Origin of the sequence: Lysinibacillus irui, from assembly GCF_028877475.1 — a bacterium.
GTDB classification, from domain to species: Bacteria; Bacillota; Bacilli; order Bacillales_A; family Planococcaceae; genus Lysinibacillus; species Lysinibacillus irui.
The window spans coordinates 3,961,306-3,986,535 of record NZ_CP113527.1; the positions used below are offsets into that span (position 1 = coordinate 3,961,306).

The 25,230-nt window shown below is 40.3% G+C and carries 21 protein-coding genes, 9 tRNA genes and 3 rRNA genes; 3 read left to right on the forward strand and 30 right to left on the reverse strand.

Going from position 1 to position 25,230, the window contains the following annotated elements:
* Positions 1 to 207: 207 nt before the first annotated feature.
* On the forward strand, positions 208 to 2,148 hold the full coding sequence (locus OU989_RS19900; RefSeq protein ID WP_274794667.1) for an ABC transporter ATP-binding protein: 1,941 nt from the start codon (positions 208 to 210) through the stop codon (positions 2,146 to 2,148).
* 432 nt (positions 2,149 to 2,580) lie between these two features.
* On the opposite strand, the gene tsaD is transcribed toward OU989_RS19900, so the two are convergent.
* The 6 genes from tsaD to OU989_RS19930 form a co-directional block, all read right to left on the reverse strand.
* Positions 2,581 to 3,597: a tRNA (adenosine(37)-N6)-threonylcarbamoyltransferase complex transferase subunit TsaD gene (tsaD, locus tag OU989_RS19905; RefSeq protein ID WP_274794668.1), complete on the reverse strand. Its 1,017-nt coding sequence runs from the start codon at positions 3,595 to 3,597 to the stop codon at positions 2,581 to 2,583.
* On the reverse strand, positions 3,597 to 4,049 hold the full coding sequence (gene rimI / locus OU989_RS19910; protein WP_274794669.1) for a ribosomal protein S18-alanine N-acetyltransferase: 453 nt from the start codon (positions 4,047 to 4,049) through the stop codon (positions 3,597 to 3,599). Before rimI ends, tsaD begins: the two co-directional genes overlap by 1 nt.
* Positions 4,042 to 4,749: a tRNA (adenosine(37)-N6)-threonylcarbamoyltransferase complex dimerization subunit type 1 TsaB gene (tsaB, locus tag OU989_RS19915; RefSeq protein WP_274794670.1), complete on the reverse strand. Its 708-nt coding sequence runs from the start codon at positions 4,747 to 4,749 to the stop codon at positions 4,042 to 4,044. The genes rimI and tsaB overlap by 8 nt, the downstream gene beginning before the upstream one ends.
* Positions 4,746 to 5,195, reverse strand: a complete 450-nt coding sequence (gene tsaE, locus OU989_RS19920) for a tRNA (adenosine(37)-N6)-threonylcarbamoyltransferase complex ATPase subunit type 1 TsaE (protein ID WP_274794671.1) — start codon at positions 5,193 to 5,195, stop codon at positions 4,746 to 4,748. The genes tsaB and tsaE overlap by 4 nt, the downstream gene beginning before the upstream one ends.
* 201 nt (positions 5,196 to 5,396) lie before the next feature.
* Positions 5,397 to 5,735 (reverse strand): hypothetical protein, encoded by a 339-nt coding sequence (locus tag OU989_RS19925; RefSeq protein ID WP_274794672.1) that lies wholly within the window; start codon positions 5,733 to 5,735, stop codon positions 5,397 to 5,399.
* Between the two features lie 465 nt (positions 5,736 to 6,200).
* Positions 6,201 to 6,276, reverse strand: a tRNA-Asp gene (locus tag OU989_RS19930).
* Between the two features lie 155 nt (positions 6,277 to 6,431).
* Between OU989_RS19930 and OU989_RS19935 the strand changes: the two genes are divergently transcribed.
* Positions 6,432 to 7,496 carry a M24 family metallopeptidase gene (locus tag OU989_RS19935; protein ID WP_274794673.1) on the forward strand — a complete coding sequence of 355 codons (1,065 nt, stop codon included), beginning with the start codon at positions 6,432 to 6,434 and terminating at the stop codon, positions 7,494 to 7,496.
* A gap of 92 nt (positions 7,497 to 7,588) precedes the next feature.
* Here the strand turns inward: OU989_RS19935 and rrf are convergent.
* The 23 genes from rrf to acpS form a co-directional block, all read right to left on the reverse strand.
* A 5S ribosomal RNA gene (gene rrf / locus OU989_RS19940) occupies positions 7,589 to 7,704 on the reverse strand.
* Between the two features lie 194 nt (positions 7,705 to 7,898).
* A 23S ribosomal RNA gene (locus tag OU989_RS19945) occupies positions 7,899 to 10,826 on the reverse strand.
* 305 nt (positions 10,827 to 11,131) lie between these two features.
* Positions 11,132 to 12,683 (reverse strand): 16S ribosomal RNA (locus OU989_RS19950).
* Together the 16S, 23S and 5S rRNA genes with 8 tRNA genes alongside form the textbook arrangement of a ribosomal RNA operon.
* 197 nt (positions 12,684 to 12,880) lie before the next feature.
* Positions 12,881 to 12,954 (reverse strand) — tRNA-Gly (locus tag OU989_RS19955).
* A gap of 18 nt (positions 12,955 to 12,972) precedes the next feature.
* Positions 12,973 to 13,049: transfer RNA gene (locus OU989_RS19960), tRNA-Arg, on the reverse strand.
* Positions 13,050 to 13,067: 18 nt separating this feature from the next.
* Positions 13,068 to 13,153, reverse strand: a tRNA-Leu gene (locus OU989_RS19965).
* A 68-nt stretch (positions 13,154 to 13,221) separates the two neighbouring features.
* A tRNA-Lys gene (locus tag OU989_RS19970) sits at positions 13,222 to 13,294 on the reverse strand.
* 15 nt (positions 13,295 to 13,309) lie between these two features.
* Positions 13,310 to 13,384: transfer RNA gene (locus OU989_RS19975), tRNA-Gln, on the reverse strand.
* 5 nt (positions 13,385 to 13,389) lie between these two features.
* Positions 13,390 to 13,465, reverse strand: a tRNA-Asp gene (locus tag OU989_RS19980).
* Between the two features lie 30 nt (positions 13,466 to 13,495).
* Positions 13,496 to 13,567, reverse strand: a tRNA-Glu gene (locus OU989_RS19985).
* 1 nt (position 13,568) lies between these two features.
* Positions 13,569 to 13,645 (reverse strand) — tRNA-Asn (locus OU989_RS19990).
* An 88-nt stretch (positions 13,646 to 13,733) separates the two neighbouring features.
* Positions 13,734 to 14,195 (reverse strand): SprT family protein, encoded by a 462-nt coding sequence (locus OU989_RS19995; RefSeq protein ID WP_274794674.1) that lies wholly within the window; start codon positions 14,193 to 14,195, stop codon positions 13,734 to 13,736.
* A 67-nt stretch (positions 14,196 to 14,262) separates the two neighbouring features.
* The gene (locus tag OU989_RS20000; RefSeq protein WP_274794675.1) at positions 14,263 to 16,434 is read right to left on the reverse strand and encodes a Tex family protein; all 2,172 of its coding nucleotides are present in this window, start codon (positions 16,432 to 16,434) and stop codon (positions 14,263 to 14,265) included.
* A gap of 122 nt (positions 16,435 to 16,556) precedes the next feature.
* A complete protein-coding gene (gene sigB, locus OU989_RS20005) occupies positions 16,557 to 17,342 on the reverse strand; it encodes an RNA polymerase sigma factor SigB (RefSeq protein WP_274794676.1) in 786 nt (261 codons plus the stop codon).
* Positions 17,320 to 17,790 (reverse strand): anti-sigma B factor RsbW, encoded by a 471-nt coding sequence (rsbW, locus tag OU989_RS20010; protein WP_274794677.1) that lies wholly within the window; start codon positions 17,788 to 17,790, stop codon positions 17,320 to 17,322. Before rsbW ends, sigB begins: the two co-directional genes overlap by 23 nt.
* A complete protein-coding gene (locus OU989_RS20015) occupies positions 17,790 to 18,122 on the reverse strand; it encodes an STAS domain-containing protein (protein WP_004232057.1) in 333 nt (110 codons plus the stop codon). Before OU989_RS20015 ends, rsbW begins: the two co-directional genes overlap by 1 nt.
* A 63-nt stretch (positions 18,123 to 18,185) precedes the next feature.
* Positions 18,186 to 19,136: a PP2C family protein-serine/threonine phosphatase gene (locus tag OU989_RS20020; RefSeq protein WP_274797385.1), complete on the reverse strand. Its 951-nt coding sequence runs from the start codon at positions 19,134 to 19,136 to the stop codon at positions 18,186 to 18,188.
* 57 nt (positions 19,137 to 19,193) lie between these two features.
* Positions 19,194 to 19,595 (reverse strand): anti-sigma regulatory factor, encoded by a 402-nt coding sequence (locus tag OU989_RS20025; RefSeq protein ID WP_274794678.1) that lies wholly within the window; start codon positions 19,593 to 19,595, stop codon positions 19,194 to 19,196.
* Positions 19,596 to 20,063: 468 nt separating this feature from the next.
* A complete protein-coding gene (locus OU989_RS20030) occupies positions 20,064 to 20,414 on the reverse strand; it encodes a type II toxin-antitoxin system PemK/MazF family toxin (protein WP_004232054.1) in 351 nt (116 codons plus the stop codon).
* Between the two features lie 4 nt (positions 20,415 to 20,418).
* A complete protein-coding gene (locus tag OU989_RS20035; protein WP_004232053.1) occupies positions 20,419 to 20,682 on the reverse strand; it encodes a hypothetical protein in 264 nt (87 codons plus the stop codon).
* 333 nt (positions 20,683 to 21,015) lie between these two features.
* On the reverse strand, positions 21,016 to 22,137 hold the full coding sequence (gene alr / locus OU989_RS20040; protein ID WP_274794679.1) for an alanine racemase: 1,122 nt from the start codon (positions 22,135 to 22,137) through the stop codon (positions 21,016 to 21,018).
* Positions 22,138 to 22,335: 198 nt separating this feature from the next.
* The gene (locus tag OU989_RS20045) at positions 22,336 to 23,394 is read right to left on the reverse strand and encodes a LolA family protein (protein ID WP_274794680.1); all 1,059 of its coding nucleotides are present in this window, start codon (positions 23,392 to 23,394) and stop codon (positions 22,336 to 22,338) included.
* Positions 23,395 to 23,518: 124 nt separating this feature from the next.
* On the reverse strand, positions 23,519 to 23,872 hold the full coding sequence (gene acpS / locus OU989_RS20050) for a holo-ACP synthase (RefSeq protein WP_274794682.1): 354 nt from the start codon (positions 23,870 to 23,872) through the stop codon (positions 23,519 to 23,521).
* 64 nt (positions 23,873 to 23,936) lie between these two features.
* Between acpS and OU989_RS20055 the strand changes: the two genes are divergently transcribed.
* Positions 23,937 to 24,560: a rhomboid family intramembrane serine protease gene (locus OU989_RS20055; RefSeq protein WP_274794683.1), complete on the forward strand. Its 624-nt coding sequence runs from the start codon at positions 23,937 to 23,939 to the stop codon at positions 24,558 to 24,560.
* A 56-nt stretch (positions 24,561 to 24,616) separates the two neighbouring features.
* Here the strand turns inward: OU989_RS20055 and OU989_RS20060 are convergent, their stop codons facing one another.
* On the reverse strand, positions 24,617 to 25,192 hold the full coding sequence (locus OU989_RS20060; protein WP_274794684.1) for a GNAT family N-acetyltransferase: 576 nt from the start codon (positions 25,190 to 25,192) through the stop codon (positions 24,617 to 24,619).
* Positions 25,193 to 25,230: the final 38 nt, after the last annotated feature.

A 25,230-nucleotide genomic window follows, 5' to 3' on the forward strand; every position in this document is an offset into this window, starting at 1 on the left:
TAACTAATAATTTTAATACATTCATCCTGAACTATATACTAAATTTTTGCTTACCCTCTAGTATTTCTCTTTAGTTAACGGCGCTTTTACGCAGCTAACTAAAAAGAAATCGTTTCAATCTTACATGACTGCTAGGAATAAGTAAAGCACCGACATTGCACGTAGATCGTTCATCCATTAAACTAAGGTAGAATTGAGGTGTCAAGAATGATTGTTTTACAGGTCAATCAACTAACAAAATCCTTTCTTGCAGATGAAATTTTAAGTGGCGTTAAATTAGAAGTTCAACACCGTGATCGCGTTGCCTTAGTAGGGCGAAACGGTGCAGGTAAATCGACATTATTAAAAATAATCGCTGGACAAATGTCCTATGATTCAGGCGATATCATTATTCCAAAGGATATTCAGATTGGTTATTTAGAGCAGCATGCTGGATTAAATTCTACACTAACTATTTGGGATGAAATGATGACAATTTTCGAATCACTTTTAGCCCAAGAGCAAACACTACGCTCGCTCGAACAGCGAATGGCTGATCCTGCAGTATACGAAAATCCAACTGTCTATGCGAAAGTTATGTCTGAATACGATCAATTACAACATAATTTTAAGGATGCTGGTGGTTATCAATATGAGTCAGACATTCGCTCAGTACTTCATGGAATGCAGTTCTATCCAGAAGACTATGATAAACCAATTAGCTCACTATCCGGCGGACAGCGCACACGTTTAGCACTTGCTAAGCTCTTGCTTAGTAAACCTGATCTGTTAATTCTCGATGAGCCTACAAACCATTTAGATATCGAAACATTATCATGGTTGGAATCCTACTTAAAGAGCTATGAAGGCGCTATTTTAATTGTTTCCCATGACCGCTATTTCTTAGACCAAGTTGTTTCTATTGTCTATGAAGTATCCCGCCATCGTGTCACTAAATACACAGGTAATTATAGTGCTTATTTAGATGAAAAAGCTAAAAACTACGAACGAGATGTTAAGCTCTATGAACGTCAGCAAGACGAAAAGGCCAAGCTAGAGGATTTTATTCAAAAGAATATTGCTCGTGCCTCCACAACAAAAATGGCACAGAGTCGACGTAAAATGCTTGAACGAACTGAGTGGATGGATTCACCAGACGGTGATGAAAAATCTGCTAGTTTCGGTTTTACTATTGAAAGACAAAGTGGTAATGATGTTTTATCAGTTGATGATTTAACAATCGGCTATAATCTTCCTATTTCTAATGGCATCAACCTCCGAACTTTTCGCGAAGACCGGATAGCGCTTGTAGGTCCTAACGGGGTTGGTAAATCGACATTATTAAAAACAATTGTGAAAGACTTACCACCTATTTCAGGCGATATTCGCTATGGTACAAATGTACAAATTGGTTATTATGATCAAGAGCAAGCCAAGCTCTCAAGCAATAAAAGTGTCTTGAAAGAGCTATGGGATGAATGGCCGCTCATGAATGAAAAAGATGTTCGCACCGTATTGGGGCGTTTCCTTTTTAGTGGAGAAGATGTAGACAAAGTCGTATCCTCTTTATCTGGTGGAGAAAAAGCACGACTTGCTCTCGCTAAATTAATGTTGCAAAAGGCAAATTTTTTAATCTTGGATGAGCCTACAAACCACCTAGACTTAGATAGTAAAGAAGTGCTGGAAAATGCGTTAATCGATTATCCTGGCACGCTTCTATTTGTCTCACATGACCGCTACTTCATTAATCGGATTGCGACAAAAGTTGTTGAATTATCTGGAACTGGGTCATTTGAATATTTAGGTGACTATGATTATTATGTGGAGAAAAAACAGGAACTATTGGAGCTAGCTCAAATGAAGGCAGCTTCTCAACCACAAGTACAGCAAGACCTTCCTGATAAAACTTCCACCTCTAAAATTGATAAAGAAGCAAAAAAACGTGAACGTCAAATTAAACGTTCTATCGAAGATTTAGAAGGTAAAATGCAAGAAACAACAGCTATTGTTGAAAATCTAGAGGAAGCCCTTTGCAACCCTGCTATTTTCACTGACCATGAAAAAATTTCACAGCTACAAAATGAATTAGCCACTGCTAAAGAACAGCATGAGCTATTGGAATTAGAATGGCTTGAGTTGAATGAGGAATTAGAAAATATTAATATGTAATTTGATTTAAGCCATATGCCTTCACATATGGCTTTTTTCTTTACTCCTCTTTATTTTTCATATATATTGGTCAAGTGCTATTTTTCGACAAAAAATGCCCACAGTTTTATACACACTAAAAATCTAGTAATACCAACATATCAACAGAGTTTTCCACATTGTCCACAACCAAAATTTATTTTATCCACATATATTCACGTAAAAAGAGCTACTATATATTGAATAATCACAAGTTATGCACAAGTTATCAACATTTTGTGCATAAGTACGCGTGTTCGCTATTTAGTTCAGTACTTTACCTGTGGATAATTTTCTGAAAAATTTGTCAATTAAACTTAAATAGTACCTATTCTCTTAGCATCATTCTTATATTATCTACATATTTTCGACAATCAAAAAGAGATATCTAAAAAATAGATACCTCTTTCATCTCTACACCCAGGATTTTAATTCCATTCCTGGACGTCCATTCATCGTTAAATTTCCTCTAACGCCCGCTTCCAACATTGGCATAGCTGCAGCACCAATCATCGCCGCATTATCCGTACACAATTTAAGTGGTGGTACAAAAAACGGAATACCTTCCTTTGAAAATACAGCCTCTAATGAAGCACGCAAGCCTTTATTCGCGGCTACACCGCCTGCTGCAATGACCTGTTTCACTCGATATTGTCGAGCAGCTCGCAACGTTTTAGCAGTTAATACTTCTACAACACTTTCCTGGAAGCCTTTTGCAACAGCTGCGGGTGAAATGTCTTCACCTCTTTGATCCATATTATGTTTATAATTAATGACGGCTGATTTTAAGCCACTAAAACTAAAATCGTAAGAATCCTCTTCTAGCCATACCCTTGGAAATGGAACAGCCTCTTCGCCCTCATGAGCAAGCTGATCAATACGTGGGCCACCTGGGTAAGGTAAATTTAATACACGTGCCACTTTATCATAGGCTTCTCCAGCTGCATCATCTCGCGTTTCACCAATGACCTCGAAAGAACCATGTTCCTTCATATAGACAAGCTCTGTATGACCACCTGATACGACAAGTGCTAATAAGGGAAATTCCATTGGCTGAACGAGTGCATTTGCATAAATATGACCCGCAATATGATGTACACCAACAATCGGCAAGTTGTTTGCAAAAGCAAAAGCCTTAGCCGCATTAATGCCAATCAACAAGGCCCCTACTAGACCAGGACCCTCTGTAACAGCAACCGCATCTAAATCTTCTGGCTTTAACTTAGCTTGTGCTAATGCCTCTTCTATCACCATTGTAATTTGTTCGACATGATGACGTGAGGCAATTTCAGGTACAACGCCACCAAATCGCTTATGACTTTCTATTTGAGAAGCAACCACATTCGATACGATTTCATGTCCATTTCGAATGATTGCTGCTGCTGTTTCATCACAGCTCGATTCTATTGCTAATATCAATCCATTTTTCATTATAAATTCACCCACATGACAAGGGCATCCTCCCCGTTATCAGTATAATAGCCTTTACGTATGCCACCATCTTGGAACTGTAGCTTGCGATAAAGGTTTTGCGCAATGCTATTTGTCACACGTACCTCTAAAGTCATAACTTCCATTCCGTGTAAACGAGCTATTTGCATCGCCTCACGCATTAGCCCCTCGCCTATCCCTCGGCCACGTGCTGCTTCTATAACAGCTACATTTGTAATTTGGGCTGCATCTATAACCATCCACATGCCACAAAAACCAATAATAGTGTCATCTGCATCGATGGCTAATACATAGTGTGCATACTGATTTTCATGTACCTCATAGTAAAATGAATCTAGTGTCCATGGCACAGGAAAAGAAGCCACTTCAATTTCATAGACTGCAGGTACATCATCAGAGACCATTTTACGATAAGTTACAGTACTACTCATGTTCCTTCTCCTTCTGTTCTTTCAGCCAATTTGCCTCTGCTTCCGCAATACGTTTATATTGTGGGACAAAGTGATGGGTAGCTTCAACACTTGGAAGTTCCATTTTAGTCGCAACACGAATTACTTCCGCCGCTCGTGGCAAGTCAAGACTAAATGGTGCACGTACTGCTGTATCACCAAGAACTTCTACAATATTGTCCCAAAAAATATCTACATCTGTTCCCACAAACAAAATAGGTGCCTCTAATGCCTTCAAACGCTCTAATAAATCAGTGATATGTGTATGATAATCCTCGACAATAGCCTCTAATGCTTGGCCTTGATAAACGGCCGTATAGACATTGCCTCTTCTTGCGTCAAAAATTGGGCAAACCAACCCATTATATAAGGCGGCATTTGCAGCTAATGCCTTTAAACTAGATATCCCCACTAAAGGCTTCTGCAATGTCCATGCAAGGGTTTTGGCTAGCGTCACTCCTATACGGACACCTGTATAAGAACCTGGCCCTTCAGATACGGCAATTGCATCCAATTCGTTTGGTTTAATACCTACTCGAGCTAGTATCTCCTCAATAGCTGGCATCGCACCTGCTGAATGGGTTAATTTTATATTTTGTATCATTTCGGCCACCACTTTGCCATCCTTCACAACTGCAACAGAAAGCGGTGTATTCGCTGTTTCTATTCCTAACCAAATCATTTCATTAGCTCCTCACATAGTGCCTCATAGCGTTCCCCACGAGGTAATAACACAAAGCGTCGTTCATTTTCTCCGATTCGGTAAATCTCTATCGCCAAGCGATCCTGTGGCAAATCTTGTTCAATTAAATGTGCCCATTCGATCACTGATACCGCATCTCCATAAAACAATTCATCCCAACCAAGATCCTCATCACTTTCTGCTAACCGATAGACATCTAAATGATTAAAGGGTAACCTTCCCTCATACTGCTTAACAATCGTAAAAGTTGGGCTGTTGACTGTTCTTTTGACTCCAAGTCCCTTCGCTAAAGCTTTTGTAAATGTTGTCTTACCAGCGCCTAGATCCCCCTCTAATGTTATGGTGTCTTGCGCTTCTAGTAAATTTGCTAGCTTCACGGCAAAGCGTTCTGTATCATCAACTGAATTCATGATTATTTCATACATACTCTTTTTCCTCTCATCACTACATTACCTCTAGTTTACCTAAACTAGCGGAAATGTTCAAAGCATCCAATATGAATTATATCTTGCTGAAATGGTTCTAACTAAAGAAGCAATGTGTCTTGGCTTTGATATTGTGCTTGTAAGAAGGGTAACCATTGAATAAAAAAAACACGCCTTCTATTGTGAAGACGTGTCAACTATCTATCTATTGGAATGGCCTTTAACAGCAATAATCTCTTTATCAATTAGTTTATCATTCTTAAATTTCAATAAATAAGCCTGTGTCATCAGGATTTCATCATTCCACCGATATTCATTATTTTTGATCTTTTTACCTGCGCCGCCTACTGTTTCTACTACTTCAATATATGACATATCATTTTTTAATTTCTCAAATTCTGCTTCATTCATATTTTTTTGCCAGTGATACGCATTTGATTCTTCTATCTCTATAATAGGATCTCCACAGCCTACCATCAATATCATGGAACCAATAAGCAAAGGTAAATAAAGACGTTTAAAAGAATAGTCTTTGCTCATATTAACACCTCCGTAGCCAATCCGATTACTTCTAATGTTTACCCCTAATTTTTATTTTAGAAACATATCTAATTTTACCTTATAGAAACGCCATCATTTATCGGTAATTTTTACTATCTTTAGATAATATTAAATATATGCAATAAGTTTTATTTATTACACTTATAAAAAGCTTTTACAGCGATTAGACATCTTTCTAAGAGAATTTGATGAGCTATTTAGGACGTTAGATGTTATTTTTTATAAAATAACGGTAGGTTCGTCATGAGTCCTTCGCCGACTATAAAGCTTTAAGCCCCAATGTTGATACGCTATGAACTAGGTCCTCATGAAGTTTAACATTGACGCTTCCAGCATATTTGAAAAAGTCCACTTTGGAGGTGTATAACTGAATGAATATCCGATTGAACACAATAAAGCCCTTATGACTTTAACAATCATAAGGGCTATATATTTAATTATAAATGGCGGTCCCGACCGGGATCGAACCGGCGATCTCCTGCGTGACAGGCAGGCATGTTAACCGCTACACCACGGGACCTCTTTAAGACATTTATAAATATATCATAAAAAAATTAGATATGCAACAAATATTTTCATATTTTTTATTCAAAAATTATCTACGTATCTATTTTTTGTAGACTCTAAACATGATGCAAAATTTGCAGTATAGTTAACGTAAAGGGGGAAAATTATATGTCAAAATTAAACGAATTACGACAATCTTTACAAGGACAAGATATGGACGCAATTATTATTACAAACGCTCAGAATCGCCGTTATTTAACAGGGTTTACAGGCAGTGCAGGAACAGTTATCGTAACAAACACTCGCGCTCTCTTATTAGTAGACTTCCGCTATACACAACAGGCAAAGGATCAATGTAAAGCTTTTGAGGTTCTAGAAATTGATCGCAACCGTTTATATGAAACCATTCAGGAAATTTTTGAACAGGATTCAATTAAAACAGCAGGTTTTGAGCAACATCATGTTACATATCATAGTTATCAATTAATGAATAATAAATTGACAGCCACATTGAAGCCATTGTCTACTATTGTAGAAGATTTACGAAAGATTAAAACACCCGAAGAAATTGAAATAATAAAAAAAGCAGCATGGATTTCGGATGAGGCATTTAAATATATTTTAACTATCATTGAACCAGGCATTTCTGAACTTGATATTGCCCATGCATTAGAATCTCATATGCGAAAAAATGGTGCCACTGGGGCAGCCTTTGACATGATTATCGCTTCAGGTTATCGTTCAGCATTACCGCATGGTGTAGCGTCCTCTAAAGTAGTTGAGCAAGGTGATATGCTGATAATGGATTTTGGCGCTTATTTTCAAGGCTATCGTTCGGATATGACTAGAACGATTGCAATTGGGGAGCCATCAGACCACTTAAAGGAAGTATACCAAATCGTTTATGACTCTCTCCAACATGCCCTTTCCAAAATGAGAGCAGGTATTACAGGACGAGAGGCAGATAGCTATACTCGTGACTATATTACAGCAAAAGGTTATGGACATAATTATGGACATGGTGCAGGACATGGTATAGGATTAGATATCCATGAAAATATATTTATGACTACGGTCTGTGAAGATATTCTAGAAGAGAATATGGTATTAACAGTTGAACCAGGTATTTATATACCCAATATAGGCGGCGTACGTATCGAGGATGACGTTATCATTAAGAAAGACAGTGTGGAAGTACTTACCCACTCTCCAAAGGAACTCATTATTTTATAAATAAACAATAACATCAAAGAATAATTACAAATGTAATTATTCTTTAATTTTTTAAATAAAAAAGCAGCCAGCTCACAGCTGACTGCTTTCTTGCCTAGCGACGTCCTACTCTCACAGGGGGAAGCCCCCAACTACCATCGGCGCTAAAGAGCTTAACTTCCGTGTTCGGTATGGGAACGGGTGTGACCTCTTTGCCATCATCACTAGACTATGTTCGACCTTCAATACACGGCGTATTACTCCGTCAGCTGCTCTCGCTCAATCAGTCACGTACATTAGTACGCTCCCTCAATCACTCGGTTGCTTCCTTGTTCTACTTGTGTCTTGAAGCTCTCATTTTTATTGTTGAAAGTATTGTTCTTTCAAAACTGGATAAACGGTGCATTGAATGCTTCAAACAATTTGGTTAAGTCCTCGATCGATTAGTATTCGTCAGCTCCATGTGTCACCACACTTCCACCTCGAACCTATCTACCTCATCGTCTTTGAGGGATCTTACTTACTTGCGTAATGGGAAATCTCATCTTGAGGGGGGCTTCATGCTTAGATGCTTTCAGCACTTATCCCGTCCACACATAGCTACCCAGCGATGCCTTTGGCAAGACAACTGGTACACCAGCGGTGTGTCCATCCCGGTCCTCTCGTACTAAGGACAGCTCCTCTCAAATTTCCTACGCCCACGACGGATAGGGACCGAACTGTCTCACGACGTTCTGAACCCAGCTCGCGTACCGCTTTAATGGGCGAACAGCCCAACCCTTGGGACCGACTACAGCCCCAGGATGCGATGAGCCGACATCGAGGTGCCAAACCTCCCCGTCGATGTGGACTCTTGGGGGAGATAAGCCTGTTATCCCCGGGGTAGCTTTTATCCGTTGAGCGATGGCCCTTCCATGCGGAACCACCGGATCACTAAGCCCGTCTTTCGACCCTGCTCGACTTGTAGGTCTCGCAGTCAAGCTCCCTTGTGCCTTTACACTCTACGAATGATTTCCAACCATTCTGAGGGAACCTTTGGGCGCCTCCGTTACCTTTTAGGAGGCGACCGCCCCAGTCAAACTGTCCGCCTGACACTGTCTCCTGCCCCGCTAAGGGGCATGGGTTAGAATTTCAATACAACCAGGGTAGTATCCCACCGACGCCTCCTTCGAAGCTGGCGCTCCGAGATCTCTGGCTCCTACCTATCCTGTACAAGTTGTACCAAAATTCAATATCAGGCTACAGTAAAGCTCCACGGGGTCTTTCCGTCCTGTCGCGGGTAACCTGCATCTTCACAGGTACTATAATTTCACCGAGTCTCTCGTTGAGACAGTGCCCAGATCGTTACGCCTTTCGTGCGGGTCGGAACTTACCCGACAAGGAATTTCGCTACCTTAGGACCGTTATAGTTACGGCCGCCGTTTACTGGGGCTTCAATTCGCAGCTTCGCTTGCGCTAACCACTCCTCTTAACCTTCCAGCACCGGGCAGGCGTCAGCCCCTATACGTCACCTTACGGTTTTGCAGAGACCTGTGTTTTTGCTAAACAGTCGCCTGGGCCTATTCACTGCGGCTCTCATGCGCTTGCACGCTCAAGAGCACCCCTTCTCCCGAAGTTACGGGGTCATTTTGCCGAGTTCCTTAACGAGAGTTCTCTCGCACACCTTAGGATTCTCTCCTCGACTACCTGTGTCGGTTTGCGGTACGGGCACCTCTCACCTCGATAGAGGCTTTTCTTGGCAGTGTGAAATCAGGAACTTCGTCCATACGGACTCGCCATCACAGCTCAACGTTACAGTGTGCGGATTTGCCTACACACACGCCTTACTGCTTGGACGCGCATAACCAACAGCGCGCTTACCCTATCCTACTGCGTCCCCCCATTTCTCAAACGGTGAGGAGGTGGTACAGGAATATCAACCTGTTGTCCATCGCCTACGCCTGTCGGCCTCGGCTTAGGTCCCGACTAACCCTGAGCGGACGAGCCTTCCTCAGGAAACCTTAGTCATACGGTGGACGGGATTCTCACCCGTCTTTCGCTACTCATACCGGCATTCTCACTTCTAAGCGCTCCACCAGTCCTTCCGGTCTGACTTCAACGCACTTAGAACGCTCTCCTACCACTGACATCGTAGATGTCAATCCACAGCTTCGGTGAATCGTTTAGCCCCGATACATTTTCGGCGCAGCGTCACTCGACCAGTGAGCTATTACGCACTCTTTAAATGATGGCTGCTTCTAAGCCAACATCCTGGTTGTCTGTGCAACGCCACATCCTTTTCCACTTAACGATTACTTTGGGACCTTAGCTGGTGGTCTGGGCTGTTTCCCTTTTGACTACGGATCTTATCACTCGCAGTCTGACTCCCGTGTATAAATATCTGGCATTCGGAGTTTGTCTGAATTCGGTAAACCGGGATGGCCCCCTAGTCCAAACAGTGCTCTACCTCCAGTATTCTCATCACGAGGCTAGCCCTAAAGCTATTTCGGAGAGAACCAGCTATCTCCAAGTTCGATTGGAATTTCTCCGCTACCCACACCTCATCCCCGCACTTTTCAACGTGCGTGGGTTCGGGCCTCCAGTAAGTGTTACCTTACCTTCACCCTGGACATGGGTAGATCACCTGGTTTCGGGTCTACGACCACGTACTATTTCGCCCTATTCAGACTCGCTTTCGCTGCGGCTCCGCCTTCTAAAGCTTAACCTTGCACGTAATCGTAACTCGCCGGTTCATTCTACAAAAGGCACGCTATCACCCATTAACGGGCTCTAACTACTTGTAGGCACACGGTTTCAGGATCTCTTTCACTCCCCTCCCGGGGTGCTTTTCACCTTTCCCTCACGGTACTGGTTCACTATCGGTCACTAGGTAGTATTTAGCCTTGGGAGATGGTCCTCCCGGATTCCGACGGAATTTCACGTGTTCCGCCGTACTCAGGATCCACTCAGGAGAGAACGAACTTTCGACTACAGGGCTTTTACCTGCTCTGGCGGACCTTTCCAAGTCGCTTCATCTAACTCGCTCTTTTGTAACTCCGTATAGAGTGTCCTACAACCCCAAGAGGCAAGCCTCTTGGTTTGGGCTCTTCCCGTTTCGCTCGCCGCTACTCAGGGAATCGATTTTTCTTTCTCTTCCTCCAGGTACTTAGATGTTTCAGTTCCCTGGGTCTGCCTTCAAGACGCTATGTATTCACGTCAAGATACTACGCGATTAAACGTAGTGGGTTCCCCCATTCGGAAATCTCCGGATCAAAGCTCACTTACAGCTCCCCGAAGCATATCGGTGTTAGTGCCGTCCTTCTTCGGCTCCTAGTGCCAAGGCATTCGCCGTGCGCCCTTAATAACTTAACCTACAGCTTTCAATACACATCGCATTTCGTTGTCAGCTTCACTCGTTCAATCAGTCACGTACTGAAGTACGCTCCTTCATTCACTCGATTGCTTCCTAGAACTGCTTGTGTCTTGAAACCTTACTAATGTTATTAAGCCTATAAAAAACTTAAAAAATAAATGTGTTTGTTACAATTTCAATGTCGTTTTATCCAGTTTTCAAAGAACAAGTTTTGAAGTATTTCATTCGGAAGAATGAACCTTCAAAACTGAACGCAAAACGTAATCTTACAAACCCTAGGTTTGTATTCCGAAATAATCCTTAGAAAGGAGGTGATCCAGCCGCACCTTCCGATACGGCTACCTTGTTACGACTTCACCCCAATCATCTATCCCACCTTCGGCGGCTGGCTCCAAAAGGTTACCTCACCGACTTCGGGTGTTACAAACTCTCGTGGTGTGACGGGCGGTGTGTACAAGGCCCGGGAACGTATTCACCGCGGCATGCTGATCCGCGATTACTAGCGATTCCGGCTTCATGTAGGCGAGTTGCAGCCTACAATCCGAACTGAGAACGACTTTATCGGATTAGCTCCCTCTCGCGAGTTGGCAACCGTTTGTATCGTCCATTGTAGCACGTGTGTAGCCCAGGTCATAAGGGGCATGATGATTTGACGTCATCCCCACCTTCCTCCGGTTTGTCACCGGCAGTCACCTTAGAGTGCCCAACTAAATGATGGCAACTAAGATCAAGGGTTGCGCTCGTTGCGGGACTTAACCCAACATCTCACGACACGAGCTGACGACAACCATGCACCACCTGTCACCGTTGCCCCCGAAGGGGAAACTATATCTCTACAGTGGTCAACGGGATGTCAAGACCTGGTAAGGTTCTTCGCGTTGCTTCGAATTAAACCACATGCTCCACCGCTTGTGCGGGCCCCCGTCAATTCCTTTGAGTTTCAGTCTTGCGACCGTACTCCCCAGGCGGAGTGCTTAATGCGTTAGCTGCAGCACTAAGGGGCGGAAACCCCCTAACACTTAGCACTCATCGTTTACGGCGTGGACTACCAGGGTATCTAATCCTGTTTGCTCCCCACGCTTTCGCGCCTCAGCGTCAGTTACAGACCAGAAAGTCGCCTTCGCCACTGGTGTTCCTCCAAATCTCTACGCATTTCACCGCTACACTTGGAATTCCACTTTCCTCTTCTGCACTCAAGTCCCCCAGTTTCCAATGACCCTCCACGGTTGAGCCGTGGGCTTTCACATCAGACTTAAAGGACCGCCTGCGCGCGCTTTACGCCCAATAATTCCGGACAACGCTTGCCACCTACGTATTACCGCGGCTGCTGGCACGTAGTTAGCCGTGGCTTTCTAATAAGGTACCGTCAAGGTACAGCCAGTTACTACTGTACTTGTTCTTCCCTTACAACAGAGTTTTACGATCCGAAAACCTTCTTCACTCACGCGGCGTTGCTCCATCAGGCTTTCGCCCATTGTGGAAGATTCCCTACTGCTGCCTCCCGTAGGAGTCTGGGCCGTGTCTCAGTCCCAGTGTGGCCGATCACCCTCTCAGGTCGGCTACGCATCGTCGCCTTGGTGAGCCGTTACCTCACCAACTAGCTAATGCGCCGCGGGCCCATCTTATAGCGACAGCCGAAACCGTCTTTCAGTGTTCCACCATGAGGTGGAACAGATTATTCGGTATTAGCCCCGGTTTCCCGGAGTTATCCCAAACTATAAGGTAGGTTGCCCACGTGTTACTCACCCGTCCGCCGCTAACGTCAAAGGAGCAAGCTCCTTCTCTGTTCGCTCGACTTGCATGTATTAGGCACGCCGCCAGCGTTCGTCCTGAGCCAGGATCAAACTCTCCATAAAAGAAATTTGATTAGCTCAAATTGTTTTGCTGGCATCAATTTTGATGTCCAAAATTTTGTTTTGTTCACTAGCCGAAACTAGTTACTTAAAACTTTATTGATTACGTTTTGCTTGTTCAGTTTTCAAGGTTCATAACGTCGTCTTTCAGACAACTTCTTTATGTTATCACACAACCATTTGGTTGTCAACACTTTTTTTGGAGCGGGTGATGAGAATCGAACTCACGACATCAGCTTGGAAGGCTGAGGTTTTACCATTAAACTACACCCGCGTATTTATTGTTTAAAATTGGCGCGCCCGGCAGGAGTCGAACCCACAACCTTCTGATCCGTAGTCAGACGCTCTATCCAATTGAGCTACGGGCGCATATAAAATTAAATGACTTGGTGCGGCCGAGAGGACTTGAACCTCCACGGGGTTGCCCCCACTAGGCCCTCAACCTAGCGCGTCTGCCGTTCCGCCACGACCGCATTCGATTAGTAACTTTCTCATTATACTACGATAACCAAAAAAGTCAACCTTTTTTCTTAAAATAAGATGAGCCATGAAGGACTCGAACCTTCGACCCTCTGATTAAAAGTCAGATGCTCTACCAACTGAGCTAATGGCTCAAATTAAGAAATGAATGGCTGGGGTACTAGGATTCGAACCTAGGCATGACGGAATCAAAATCCGTTGCCTTACCGCTTGGCTATACCCCAATAAGTGGCGGTCCCGACCGGGATCGAACCGGCGATCTCCTGCGTGACAGGCAGGCATGTTAACCGCTACACCACGGGACCAAATTATTGTAATTTAAAATATAAAGAAAATGACCCCTACGGGATTCGAACCCGTGTTACCGCCGTGAAAGGGCGGTGTCTTAACCACTTGACCAAGGGGCCATGGCTCCGAAGGCAGGACTCGAACCTGCGACAACCTGATTAACAGTCAGGTGCTACTACCAACTGAGCTACTTCGGAATAATCATGTAATGTTGTCGTCGTTATCTTGTCGACTTTTACTATTATAGGGACAACTTAATAAAACGTCAACTGTTTTTTTATTTTTTTACTCTAATAGTTTTAATCTCCCCAAACACTTGCTACAACAATACTTTTCAACATTCATTTTTATTTTTCGAACATATAATTGTTGGCAATTGACACAAGTATAAGTATAACGACGACTATATTTGGTAGTTGATGCTTTAGGAGGTTGTAAAACTGAGCAAAATCGAGGTGCATTTACTTTTTTTAATAATGCCCGAAAGTCTTGATCTCGATGTTGATACCCTTTACCTTCTATATGTAAATGATAATGACATAGTTCATGCAGGACTATACCTTCAATTTCCTTAACGCCATATAGCTCAAAGGCTTTAGGATTAATTTCTATATTATGGGATTGTAAAAGATACCGCCCTCCTGTTGAACGTAATCTAGCGTTAAAGTAGGCTTGATGTTGAAATGGCTTTTGAAAACTTTCCAAGGATAAGCGACGAACAAGCTGTTGTAATTCCTCATTGTTCATAATGATCACCTCTAACAACAAGAATACCACACTGCGTAGTATAGACAGTGTGGTAAAAATTTATTACTTATTCTAATGTTTGATTTTTAGGCGGAAGCATTGTTAAAGAAATACGCCCTTTATTTACGTCTATTTGTTCAACCCAAACAGTGACAATATCACCTAAAGCTACAACTTCTAATGGATGTTTAATGCGCTTAGTTTGTAGTTTAGAAATATGCACAAGTCCGTCTTGTTTCACTCCAATATCAACAAATGCACCGAAATCTACTACATTTCGAACTGTCCCCTGGAGCTCCATCCCTATTTTTAAATCTTCCATTTTCAACACATCGGTTTTCAGCAATGGTTGCGGGAAGGCATCACGTGGGTCTCGGCTTGGTTTCATTAAAGTATCCACGATATCTTGAATGGTCACAACGCCTATGCCAAGAACTTCACTTAACTTGTCAATATCTAAAGCTGCAATTGCTGCTTCTGCCTTGGATGTTCCGAGCTCTTTTTTATCTATTTGTGCCTCAGCTAAAATTTGCTCAGCAAGTTTGTAGCTCTCAGGGTGAATTCCCGTCGCATCAAATGGATTTTTTGCTTCAGGAACACGCAAGAATCCAATAGCTTGTTCATAAGTTTTAGCACCAAGCCTTGGAATCTTCTTTAATTGTGCTCGTGTAGTAAATTGACCATTTTCCTCTCGCATCTTAACGATATTCTCAGCAACTGTTTTCGATAAACCAGAAACATATTGTAAGAGTGATGAGGAAGCTGTGTTAACATCAACCCCCACTTGGTTAACAGCTGTTTCTACTATAAATGTTAGCGATTCATTTAATTTTTTTTGAGAAACATCGTGTTGATATTGACCTACCCCTACTGCTTTTGGTTCAATTTTCACCAACTCTGATAAAGGATCCTGCAAACGGCGTGCAATGGAAACAGCACTGCGTTGCTCAACCTGCAAATCAGGAAATTCTGCACGTGCAATATCAGACGCCGAGTAGACAGACGCTCCCGCTTCATTGACAATAACATAAGCCACATCGGTCGTAATTTCACTTAATACGTCCGCAATAAATTGTTCCGTTTCTCTGGATGCTGTTCCGTTACCGATTGCAATTATACTTATTGGATACTTAGCTAAAATACCTTTCACCGTAGCTTTAGATTTTGCCACATCGGGCTTAGGGGGATGTGGATAAATAGCTGTTACCTCTAGCATTTTCCCAGTTTCATCTACAACCGCTAGCTTACAGCCTGTGCGGTAAGCCGGGTCAACTCCCAATACATATTTCCCTTTCATTGGTGGTTGCAGTAATAAATTTCTTAAGTTTTCAGAGAAGATGTGAATAGCTTGAGCCTCCGCTTTTTCTGTAAGCTCATTTCGTAATTCTCTTTCAATAGAAGGCTGAATTAAACGCTTGTATGAATCTTCTATAGCTAGTTTAACTTCTGCAATAGCAGGAGATGAACCAGTGGCAGGTATCCATTCCTTCCACATAATCATTAATACTCGATCCACTGGTACATGGATTGAAACCTTTAAAACTTCTTCTTTCTCTCCTCTGTTGATGGCTAAAATACGGTGTGGAACGATACGACTAACAGGCTCTTCGTACTCGTAATACATTTCAAAAACATTTTTTTCATCGATTTCAGCATTTTTCACAGTTGTTACAAGGACTCCATCTTTCCATGAGTACGCACGGATTTTCTCACGAATTGCAGCATCATCAGCAAAACGTTCTGCTAAAATATCTCGAGCTCCCATTAGAGCTTCCTCTGTATTGGCAACTTGTTCATTATCTACAAAATCAACAGCTAATTGCTCTAATGTATCATTACTAAATGCTAATAGAAGGTCTGCCAGTGGTTCTAAGCCTTTTTCTTTCGCAACAGTTGCCTTTGTACGTCGTTTTTGCTTATACGGTCTGTATAAATCCTCCACGCGCTGTAAGACTGTTGCTGAAAGAATCGCCTTTTCTAATTCGGGCGTAAGTTTATCCTGTTCCTGAATTAAACGGATAACCTCCTCTTTCCGTTGTTCAAGTTGCTGTATGTAGTGATAACGATCCTCTACAGCTTTAATCTGCACTTCATCGAGAGATCCTGTTACTTCTTTACGATAACGCGCAATAAATGGTACCGTGTTTCCCTCTTCTAATAATTTTATAACAGCATCTACTTGCCCTGGTTTGACCGCTACATCTTTTGCAATGAGCTGTAACATTTGTTTTTGTTCCACATCATCACTACCCTTTTTCTTTTCATTTTACCATTACACTTTACTAAAAATGCAAAAAAATAGTCTACTCATATCTGTTTGAGTAGACTATTTTTTTGCATATTAACAAACCGATAGATAGATTAGAGCGAAACACTGCCACTCGCTAGAATAGCCTCTTGTAATTTCTTTATTGCTTTTCTTTGTATTCTTGATACATGCATTTGAGAAATTCCTAATCGTTCTCCAGCTTCTTTTTGACTAAGTTGCTCTAAATATGTAAGCTGAATAATCTGTTTTTCTCTCTCATTCAACACAACTAGCGCATCAGCAACGATCATTCGTTTATCAGTTATTTCGTAGCCGTCATCTTCTCTACCCAAAATATCGAATAACGTGACTGTACTACCATCTGAATCTGACTCTATCGAATGATCCATAGAAAGAGCTTGATAACTACGGCTCATTTCCATAGCTTCTAAAACTTCTTCTTCAGCAACCTCTAAGCGTTCTGCAATATCTTTAATAGAAGGAGAGCGCTGTAGTTCAATTGTCAGCGCCTCCACCGTTGATTTGATTCTCGGTCCTAGTTCTTTTATTCGTCTAGGCACGTGAACATCCCATGTTTTATCACGTAAAAATCGCTTAATTTCTCCAACTATCGTTGGCACCGCAAATGCCTCAAAACTACGACCAACATTCGGATCAAAACGTCTGATTGCACCTAATAAACCCAGCATCCCTACTTGAACAATATCATCATAGTAAGATTTACCATTCGAATATTTACGTGCTATTGATTCAACTAGATATCGATAATGAATCACTAAGTTTGTTTGTGCTTCATCATCCTCCGTTGACTGGTACAATTCAATCCACTTTAGTACATCTTCCTTGGATGAAGATTTATGTAGTGATTCTTTCGACATTTTTTTCCACCTGCTCCCTAGTGACATACTTTGTCATAAAGACAGTTACGCCACCATCGTTATTGATCATCACCTCATCCATCAAAGTTTCCATTAAATAAAGTCCTAAACCACCTTCTCTAAGCCCCGCAATACTTTCTTCAGGATGATATGGTCCAATCTTAGACTTGATCTCTTCGAAATTAAAGCTATTGCCATAATCCGCAATCATCATTTCCATTTTATTGTCGTATAGCGCACATCCAATGACAATTTCGCCTTCTTCATCTTCTTTATAAGCATGGTGAACAACATTCGTTACAGCTTCACTTGCTGCAATTTTTAAGTCTTCGATATCATCATAATTAAAACCGATCCTACTAGCTAAGCCCGAGACAGTTAATCGAATGACACTGACAAATTGCGGTTTAGCAGGAACTCTAATTTCAATATAGTCAAATTCCTTCATTATCTTAATTCCACCTTTTTATCAGTTTCGATATCCATCAAATCACTTAGTCCTGTAATTTCAAACAATCTTTGTAATCTATTTGATAAACCAACCAGCTTTACTTTGCCATTTTCACGTAACGCTCTTTTATAAAAGGCAACAAAAATCCCAAGACCTGTACTATCCATGTAATTTACCTTTGATAAATCAAGTTCAATCTCTAACCCTTCAGTTATCTTTACAGCTTCTAATTCCTCTCGTAATCCAGAAGCAGTAAATGTATCAATTTCACCTTCAACAAAACCAAATAATTTATGATCAATTTCTTTAAAATGTATTGTCACGTCCATATAGCACACCTCCACCATATTTGTTAGACTATTTTCTCTTCCCTTTTCAATTAAAACGTAAACCTATTTTTTTAAAATAACTACAGTAAAATCATCAGTTAGTTTAAAATTCTGCACTTTCTCTATTTCCTTATAAAGAATTTGGCACAATTGCTGAGCTGTTAAATGCTTATTCTCCTTAATTAAAGCAGTAATAACCTCTCGTGAATTTAAGCTTTCCTGTGCTCTAAATTCTGTTACTCCATCCGTCATCATAATTACTAAATCATTTTCTTCTAAAACGATTTCATGAAACGAATATGTTGTTTCTGGCAATACACCAAGTAATAAACCTTTAGCATCTAAGGAAATAAATTGATCTTCCTTAGCACTGTAATGCAACGCTGGCTCGTGACCTGCTGAGGCGTAGGCAAAGATATTTTGTTGTACATCTAAGCACCCATAAAACATGGAAACAAACATACTATCATCTACACCTTTTTCTATTACCCTATTAATAACTTCTAAAACATAGGAGGGATCTTTATATGCATATACCAATGTTTCAAGACCATACTTCACCATCGACATACATAAAGCCGCCGGCACTCCCTTTCCAACAACATCTGTTACAGCTACACTTAAATATTCGTCACCGTCATGAAAAAAATGGACATAGTCTCCATTCATTTTACGTATCGGAACCGAAATCATTCCTATATCAAAACTTTGTAGCTGTGGTACATGTGTTTTCAATTGAGTATTTTGAATGTTTGTTGCTATTTTCATTTCCATCTCATATTCTGCTTGTTTTTGCAGTAAGCTTTGGTGCTCTCTATGGGCCATGCCATAATGCACCATTACTTCAATAAGAAAATCATAGGCTGGTTGTGTTTCATTCATTTGATTAGGGAATATTTGTTCAACAGCATTTTTGTGAATACTAACAACATCCTCTGGAGATATATTTTTTTGAATTAACTGACGTGTGAAATTTTGAGCGATATATAAATTTCTTTCAGTTTGATTAACAATAAAATCTGATAATATTTTTCTATACTGTGCTTCTAATTGTTTCAATTTCTTCACGTCCTAACGCAACCATTTTTCCGCCCTTATTGTTGTACCTACCCCAACTACAGATTGAATATCTAAGCTGTCCATCAATCGCTTAACGCCTGGTAAACCAGCGCCTAGCCCTCCAGAAGTAGAATAGCCTTCTCCCATTACTTTTCGAACATCTTCAATACCTGGTCCTTGATCAGTTGCAATAACCACTATTTTCTTTTCAGTTTCCGTCTCAATTCTTTCAATCTCAATTCTACCAATACTCGCATATAAATATATATTTCTTGCTAATTCACTTACTGCTGTGGTGATGCGAGCCTGATCAACAGTGCCAAATCCAAGTGCTTTTGCTTCCTTGCGCCCCAGTTGTCTTGCTGCAACAATATCCCATTCTGTAATAATTTCAACCGAAGACTTACATGTCACTGCTGTCCCTCCATTTCCTTACGGAGTAATACTCTTACACTTTAGTTCGACCTGACTTCATATAAATTTAATAACCTCTATAGAATGGAATATTCTATGTAAAATTTCATATACCTTTTAAGAATTTTTTCAAAAATCTATTTTTATTACAAATCTTGAATATATCTTAAAACTTTTTGTATTATTTATCAATTACACCTTAGCGCTATTACTTCCGGATTTTTTCGAGCTTGATTGAAAAGTCCTACTACAAAATTCGTACCTTTAGCTGGAGTATTTTTTAACCTTAGCAGTTCTATTGTTCTGAAAATGAACCATCAGGCACAATTAACTTTCATGTCTGTAGAGAGATAAAAGCAAATTTAAGTAAATTAGTAAGTTGAAATTATGGTAAAAAGGTACTGAGGATGTCGAACAAAAAAAGCATCGAGATTTAATTATCTCGATGCTTCTATACACATATGTATATCAAAATTTAACCAGACCTAAACTAATCATCAACGCCCCATCTACTTTTTCCATCACAGCATGATCAAGTTGCGTAATACGATCCGTCAATCTTGACTTATCAATTGTCCGCACTTGTTCTAGCAAAATAACCGAATCACGTTCAAAACCATACTTTTCAGCATTGATTTCAACGTGTGTCGGTAACTTTGCCTTTTGAATCTGTGCAGTGATAGCTGCGATGATGACAGTCGGACTAAATCGATTGCCAATATCATTTTGAATAATCAGCACCGGTCTAGTGCCTCCTTGCTCAGAACCTATTACCGGTGATAAGTCTGCAAAAAAAACGTCACCACGTTTTACATTCAAAGTGTCATCCCCCGCTAACGAGACGCTCCACCATATGCTGTGCTTCATATTCTGCATGCAAGCATTCACTCGCAATCATTAAATTAATATGAGACATTTCAACATATCCTTTTATCATAGCTTCCCGTATTTGATTTGGTTGCTCCTGCATTAAATTTTTGCGCGCCAAAATACGCACAAAAGATTCACCTTCAATTACTTCCTTTGTTTGTAGAAATAGTCTGTCTTGAACAGCAATTGTAGCTTCTCTTAACTTTTTCTCGTACACAGCAAGCACCTCCAACGGAACCATACACTTTTCATTACTTCCCATTCTATCATTGAAAGATATTGTTGAAAAGACATGAAATGACAAAATATCTGACAATTTGAAGTACAAATTGTAAAAATATGTTGGTTGTCGAAGGTATATGCTGAATAATTATCATTGCAATACGTTTCCAAATATGAGTCACTTAAAGTTTGAAATGAAACAAAGTTCTCCAGTTTGTTTGCTTGCTAAATTCAACTTTTTATGTCGGAACGTTACTCTTTACACTACATTGAAACTATTCAAGAGAATGATTACTATCTATAAGAGACTATTTCTTATGAAGATTAATTAAAAGTATATTCTAGGAACTCTTGCAGTTATAATGCATGGTACTTCATAATTAATTGTATCAAGTTTAGTTGCCCATTCATCAACAGAAATTACATTCTGCCCTTGTTGGCCAATGAGTGTTACCTTCTCACCTATAGCATATGCTTTTGGTAGTGCAACCATACATTGGTCCATACAAATTCGTCCGATAATCGGCATTCTTTGGCCATCAATTAATACCTCTTGTCCGCCCAACTTGCGAATAACACCATCCGCGTAGCCAATCGGAATCGTTCCTATCCACATATCTGTTGGAGCAACATATGTAGCTCCATATCCAACCGAATCACCTGATTTGATTTGCTTCACATGAACAAGTTCACTTTCAAGCGCAAATGCAGGATGTAATGGAAATGGTAAATTGCTTTCCACGTAAGATGAAGGTGCTAATCCATACATAGAAATTCCATATCTAACAGCGTCATATTGTAAGTTTGAATCCTTTATAAAGGAGGCTGCTGTATTGGCTGCATGAACAAGTCTAGGCTTAAAAGGCATTTCGGATAAACATCTCTCAAATAACTGTACTTGCTGATTAAAGTAAGTTGTTTCTTCTTCATCTGCTGTTGCAAAGTGTGTAAAAATTCCATCAATTTCCACGTTATCTATAGACTGTATTGTTTGATATAGGGCTAATAATTCTTGCTCTGAGCGAATGCCTATTCTCCCCATCCCGCTATCTACTTTTATATGTAGTCGTAAAGGAAGTGATTCGTTTGCTAACAGAGGAGCAGCTTGCTGAATCCAATCTTCTGCAAAGACTGTAAGAATTATACGCTGCTGTGCAGCATATGGCGCAAATGAAACTGGAGATGCTCCTAATACTAGTATGTCTGGTTCTTCAAAATGTGCTCGAATATGTAATGCCTCATCGGGCGTAGCAACCGCAAGAATTGTGGCACCAGCCTCAAGAGCTGCCCTTGCAACAGCTACATCTCCGTGACCGTATGCATTTGCCTTTACTACAGCAATTATTTGAACATTAGGTTGTAAAAACTCTTTTAAATTTTTAACGTTTTGTTGGATTGCTTTCAAATTTATCATTGCTTTGGTTGGTCGAAAATATTGCTGTGTCTTCATAAGAATACCCTCTTTATTTTTAATTAAAACATTATGTATTACATACATTTCATTTTTAGCTTGTCCAATAGTAAGAGAAATTATTTTATTATTTTCACTTTAAACAATGTGACTTAACAATTTCTAAACGGTGAAAACTACTTTCATATTGGCAATAAGCTACAGCCTTCATTTTTGAAAGCTGTAGCTAGAAAGTTACTACTTCATACTACTTATCGTCATGGATGTAGCAACTTCAATCATTTCTTCTCGTGTTAATTTGCTTGAAGCTACAAAGAATTCAACACCATCTTTTTCCCAACTAATCGATGTATCTGTAATAGCACCAATTGTAAAGCCTAGGTCAACAGGATCACCAGGTGATGCAACTGGCAACATTGCGCTTTCCTTCGTAACTGGTTGTTGCATAACTGTAAATGCCTTTTCACCATCGAATGTTAAGATAACTCTTTCCATTCCACCTTCCTGCACAACTTTCTCATTAGCCAACTGTGCCCAACTTAAGACAGGATAATGTGTTTGGAATTCTTGATATTCAACCTCTGCACCAACAGCTTCTTTGTCGTCTTGTTCTTCTTGCCCCTCTTTGTCAGTAGGTGTAGCTTGTTCACCTTTCGTGTTATCTTTATCTGTAAATTGCTCAACTGCATACTCTTTTGCAGCATGTTGTACACCTAGCTTAATTTTCTTAAAGTTAATGCGAATTTGTTCTTCTTTTACATCATTCATAATGACAACAGAAGTTGGCAATAGCGTTTTCTTATCTACTGTAATCACTTGATGAGGCATACTATTCTTATAGCTGTTTCTAGTAGCCGCTTCAAATATATATGCTTTTTCTTCCTCTTTCATGACAAGATTTTTATCTTCCGCTAAATCTTCTGCTAGAGCTCCAATTAAATAGGCTTGACTATTTTTCTTCGGCCAATCGCTTTGGAACTTATACATTTTGTTTAATGTCGGTGTTACAACAAAAACGCCATCAGCATTACGCACAATCATTTGTGAAACATCTTTCCCACTTTCCATTACCTCTACTCGATAGAAATCTGGTTTTGTATGCCATACTGTAACATCATAATTTCTTGGCTCTCCTCCAGATTTAATCTCCATCGTTGCATTTAACTCATAGCCATTAGTCTCTGCCCATTTACCATTCACTTTCTTCAACACTTTTTCCTGTGAGGCTGCACCACATGCCGACAGAAGTAATATCGTACAAAGTAAGACGAGCCATTTAACTATACGGTTGCCCACGCTTTCACCCTTTCTTCTTTCAAATCCACTACGACAATATATGAACCGTATTTGTCAGTTATGTCATTTGAAGAAAGAGCAATATATTTAAATTTCTAAGCCAACCTTTTAGACAAGTTAAACATTATTCTAATAAGATTACTTGAGCGGCTGCATATTGCTTGGAATGTGTAATACTAACAAATCCATTGACAAGCTCCCCTTTAAAATATAAAATCGGATTCCCTGCCTCCCCCTTTAATATCTCCATATCATGGAGCTTACATTGTTCCCCAAGGCCAGTTCCCACCGCTTTCGAAAATGCTTCTTTAGCAGCAAATCGTCCTGCCAAAAATTCTATTTTACGAGTTTCTGAATAGGCTTCAAATAAACTTTTTTCCTTATCGGTTAGAATACGGTCTTTAAATTTATTTGTACGTTTCATCGCTTTTGCAATACGGTCTATTTCTACAATGTCGAGTCCAATTCCCTTAATCATATGACCTTCTCCTTTACCAATTTCCAACAAGGCATGTATAATAAATGTAAGTTGAGGTGGAGCCATGTTTAGTAGAACAGAAAATTTTAAGCAATACACAAAGTATTACCCTATTGTTTCAACGTTAATAGCAATTAATCTAATTCTCTATGTATTGTCTCTTTTACCCGGCATAGGAACACTTTTGTGGAATTTCGGAATCCAAGCAAATTTCCTGATTCAAAGTGGTGAATGGTGGCGTGTATTTTCTGCAATGTTTTTACATGCAGGATTTATGCATACGTTTTTTAATATGTTTTCATTATATCTCTTTGGACCAGAGCTAGAAAAAATCGCAGGCAAAGCACGCTTCATTACAATTTATTTAGTTTCAGGCATTGTAGGCAACATGGCAACCTATGTATTCTATGATAGTAGCTATACGAGTCTTGGTGCAAGTGGGGCTATTTTTGGTATTTTTGGTGCTTTTGGGGCATTGGTTTACTATACGCGTCGTACAATGCCAATGCTTCGTAAGCTCATTTTACCAATCATCGTCATCAGTGTCATTATGACTTTTCTTCAACCAAATGTGAATGTCTATGCACATTTAGGCGGTTTAGTAACAGGATTCATTCTAGGACTTGTCTATTTACATCCGAAAAGAATCTTAAGCTGGCGTAAACAGAAAATGGCGGGTAGACCATAACATCTAAAAAGGAGCAGCTCATAACAGGCAGCTCCTTTTTTGTTACATAACTTCAGCTACAAAACTACTGTAGCTTCATTTGCCATCTTTATTTTTTTCCATTCCGCTGCTGTTATACCATAAACTACTTGATCCACATGATGATCATAAAGCCATTCCGCATCCCTTAGGCGCCCTTCCTCATGGAAGCCTAGCACCTTTGGAATTGTACGACTACGAATATTTCCTACAGCTACACGTACCTCAATACGATTTAACTTTAAATAGTAAAAAGCATAATCAATCAATGCTTTCATGGAATTCGTTACAAGTCCCTTACCCACAAATTCATTCCCTAACCAGTAGCCAATGCTTGTCCATTTATGCTGCCAGTTGATTTGATGATACCCTATCACACCCGCTAACTTTCCATCATAATATATCCCCGCCTGTATACCATTGTGATCAGCATATTGTTGCATAGCCCTTTTTACAAATCGCTCGGTATCTGTTACTGTTTTGACATCATCTACAAAAGGTAACCATTCACGTAATGTATCCCTTGAACGGTCAGTTAAGGCAAATAATTCATCTACATCACTTAAATCCAATAGCTTCAGATAAGCACTTTCATTAATAACATATTTAAACAAAGTCCCACCCCTTTTGTTTTATTTATTTTATTATAAAC